The organism is Bradyrhizobium sp. PRIMUS42, from assembly GCF_023006515.1.
In the GTDB taxonomy this organism is placed as follows: domain Bacteria; phylum Pseudomonadota; class Alphaproteobacteria; order Rhizobiales; family Xanthobacteraceae; genus Bradyrhizobium.
In genome coordinates this window covers 1-3,594 of sequence record NZ_JALBGZ010000646.1, presented here as the reverse complement: position 1 = coordinate 3,594, position 3,594 = coordinate 1, and the positions used below count along the sequence as shown (strand labels likewise).

Below are 3,594 nucleotides of genomic sequence, written 5' to 3'. Positions count from 1 at the left end.
AGCGAGGCGATGAAGCCGCCGACGACGGCGGTGTAGAGGCCGCGGTCCGGCGTCACGCCCGAGGCGATCGCGATTGCCATTGACAGCGGCAGCGCCACGATCGCAACCGTCAGGCCGGCGAAGACGTCGGCGCGGAAGTCCGATAGCCCGTAGCCTTCACGCCAGACGGTGACGAGCTTTGGCAGATACAGTTCGGCAAAGGTCGGCTGACGCAGCTGATGCAGCCGGCTGGCGTGATCGCTTGTGATGCTCATCTCGGCAAAGTGCTCCGCTGCCCCTCGATGCTCCGAAGCATCGTGCGTCCCGTGTTGCCGAGGTGCGACGATGCGCTAGCCCATCTTGATCCCGAACACGATCACCGTCCGATCATGCTCCGACGCGGCGCGGCGGCCCGGGCTCCTTCAGGCGAACGCCACGTCCGCCGCTGTCGCTGCGGACCTGCTCGCCGATCAGCTCGACGCCGGCCCGGTCGAACGCCTCGACCACCTTGATCAGGGTCTCGACCACGCCACGCACATTGCCGGTGCTGGCTTCCATCCGCTGGATGGTCGGCAGCGAAACGCCGGCGAGTTCGGCCAGGGCTTTCTGATCAATGCCAAGCAGCGCGCGGGCTGCCCGCATCTGAAACGACGTGATCACCGTGGCCTCACTTACCAGCACTTATAAATGATATCTAAGACATATACAATGATGTATAATACATCATTCGCGGCTGGACGCAAGTGGCTGCCCGTCTGTCTCCTCCGTCATTGCATTGCGAGGGGCCCTTGCGACAAAGCAATGCAGGCTGCCTCCGCAGAGACAGTCTCTGGATTGCTTCGCTTCGCTCGCAATGACGCGTGGAGGGGGCGAGGCCTACATGAAACGCAGCACGCGCGGAAACAGCCCCTCACCCCACCCTCTCCCCGCGAAGAGCGAGGAGAGGGCGTGAGAAGGTGCGCCTCTCTTATTGTATTGCGCGAAACCGATCACGCCGCGTGTTGATGTGCGGCGATGATCTGGTCGGCGGCGCGGCCGGTGACCTCGGCCATGTGGTCGAACTGGCGCGTGAAGCTGCCGGCGCCGGCGGTGGCCGAGCGCAGTTCCACGATCAGTTCGCCGATCTCGGCTTCCGGCATCATGGCGCGGACGCAGTCCCAGCCGCTCCAGCCGTCGCGGGTGTCGAAGCCGAGGATCTGGCCGCGCCGCGCCGACAGGATCGCGTTGATCTTGGCGGTGGCGTCGGTCGGGCAGACGATCTCGACCACGTGGATCGGCTCCAGCAGCACCGACTGGCACTGCGGCAGACCTTCGTTGAGCCCGACCCGCGCCGCCGTGCGAAAGGCGAGGTCGGAGGAATCGACGCTGTGATAGGAGCCGTCGGTCAGCGTCACCTGCACATCGGTGACGGGGAAACCGAGCGGACCACGCGTCAATCCGTCGACGACGCCTTCTTCCACCGCGCCGATGTAGTTGCGCGGCACGGCGCCGCCGACGACCTTCTCGGCGAACTTGAACCCCTCGCCGCGCGGCAGCGGCCTGATGTCGAGCACGACGTCACCGAACTGGCCGTGGCCGCCGGACTGCTTCTTGTGGCGGCCGCGCTGGACGATCGGCTTGCGGATGGTCTCCTGGTAGCCGATCGCAGGCGGATGCGAGGTGATCTTGACGCCGAAGCGGTCGCGCAGCCGCTCGCTGGCGACGCGCAGATGCATCTCGCCCTGTCCCCACAGCACGGTGTCGTGGGTCTGGGCGTTCATCACGATGACGAGCGAGGGATCCTCCTCGTGCAGCCGTGTCAGCGCCTGGCCGAGCTTGACGTCGTCCTTGCGGTCGGTGGCCGCAACCGAGATCGCGAGCACCGGCGGCGTCGGTTCAGCGGCGGCGAGCGCCGCCGGCGGGGTCTTGCCGTTCGAGACCGTGTCACCGGTCTTGATCGGATCGACTTTGGCGAGCGCCACCGTGTCGCCGGCTTCTGCCGCCGCGCGCTTGGTGTCGTAGGAGCCGTTGACGGCAAGAATGCCGGAGACGCGGCCCGCTCCGCCGGAGGAGGATTGCAAGGTCGCACCGTCGTCGAGACGACCGGCGAGCAGTCGCGTCAGCGACAGCTTGCCGCCGTGCTGCGAATGCAGCGTCTTGAAGACGAAACCGAGCGCGTCCCTGGTCTCGGGAACGCCGAGACGTTTTGCCGTCTCCGAAATGCCCGGCGCCTCGTGACGCAGCGCTTTCATCAAACGCAACACGCCGTTCTCGCGCGCGGCGGCGCCCAGCAACACCGGGCAGATCAGCCCCTCGCGCAACTCGCGGGCGAGATCGTCGAACACGGCATCGCGTGGCGGCTGGATGTCCTCGAGCAGTTGCTCCATCAGCGCATCGTCGTGATCGGCGAGCTTCTCCAGCATGGAGAAGCGGGCTTCCTTCTCGCGATCGAGATTGCCGCCTTCGAGCGCGACCACCTCGGAGGCCTTGTGCTCGCGATAGACGAAGGCGCGTTCCAGCGCGAGATCGACGAAGCCCTCGATCAGTTCGTCCTTCCAGATCGGGATCTGGCGCAGCACCAGCGGCACGCGGGAGGCGGGCTGCAGCATTGCGAGCGACTCGCGGATGCGCTGGCTCGCACGGTCGATCTTGTTGAGGAACAGGAAACGCGGGATCTTCAGCTCCTCCAGCTCGCGCAGGATAATCTGAAGCTGCGGCAGCTTCTTCTCGTCGGCCTCGCAGACCACGATCGCGGCATCGACCGCGGGCAGCGCGGCGCGCATGTCGTGGGCAAACTCGACGGAACCGGGACAATCGAGGAAGGTGTAGCTGTCGCCCATGAAACTCGTGGTGGCGGCAGTCAGCCCGACGGTCATCTTGTGATGACGGGCCTCTGGGGTCGCGTCGCCGATGGAAGTTCCGGCGTCGACGCTGCCGGCGCGCGGGATTGCGCCCGTTCGCGCCAGTATTGCTTCGAGAAGTGTGGTTTTACCGCTTTGGAAAGGGCCCACCAGCGCGATGCACCGGGGACCTCGGGGACTTCTGACGTCTTGTCCCATTCGCCGCCTCCTTGGTGTGGAGCTCGGCCCATGATTGGGTCGGCAAACGCAGATGCTCTGCCCGTCCCCGAGATTTGGCAAGCATCAAAACGTCGCTGCGGTGCGTCGTCCGTTAGATCAAGTCTTAGCGGCGCAATGTTCCACTTCTCCCAGCGGGAAGAGGTGAACCGACATCGCCGTCGTCGCGCGCTCAACGGCCCGGACGAAGTTCCAGGCTCTCGAGGCCGGCGGCAACGTTGAGGCCGACCTGACCCTGCACGCTGAGCGGCTGGAGCGCGATCGAATTGTTGGAGCCGCCGACCAGCACGTTGCCGCCAAGGCCGACGCCGATCGAAGCGCTGCCCTGAGCGCCCGCGTAGTTGCCTGAGAGGTCGCCCGGGCCGAGCCGATCGACCGGTGCGAACACGCCCCACGCCAAAGCCGTCTCCTGGGTGATGCCGATGTCGAGACCGACCTTGCGGATTGTCGCGACGTAGCGATCGTCGGGCAGGCCGTCGGCGCGCAGCACGCAGCCGAGATGGGTCACCGATCCCACGATGAAGCCTACACTGGCGCCGCCACGGCATTCGAGCACACC

At 65.9% G+C, this 3,594-nt stretch carries 4 protein-coding genes; all 4 read right to left on the bottom strand.

Going from position 1 to position 3,594, the window contains the following annotated elements:
• On the bottom strand, positions 1-254 hold a 254-nt coding region (locus MOV75_RS31075; RefSeq protein ID WP_247007228.1), incomplete at its 3' end, for a SulP family inorganic anion transporter.
• A gap of 112 nt (positions 255-366) precedes the next feature.
• Positions 367-639, bottom strand: a complete 273-nt coding sequence (locus MOV75_RS31070; protein ID WP_246927473.1) for a helix-turn-helix domain-containing protein — start codon at positions 637-639, stop codon at positions 367-369.
• A gap of 329 nt (positions 640-968) precedes the next feature.
• Positions 969-3,017 (bottom strand): elongation factor G, encoded by a 2,049-nt coding sequence (locus MOV75_RS31065; RefSeq protein WP_246927474.1) that lies wholly within the window; start codon positions 3,015-3,017, stop codon positions 969-971.
• Positions 3,018-3,207: 190 nt separating this feature from the next.
• The coding region (locus tag MOV75_RS31060) for a DUF992 domain-containing protein (RefSeq protein ID WP_247007227.1) at positions 3,208-3,594 on the bottom strand (387 nt) is incomplete at its 5' end.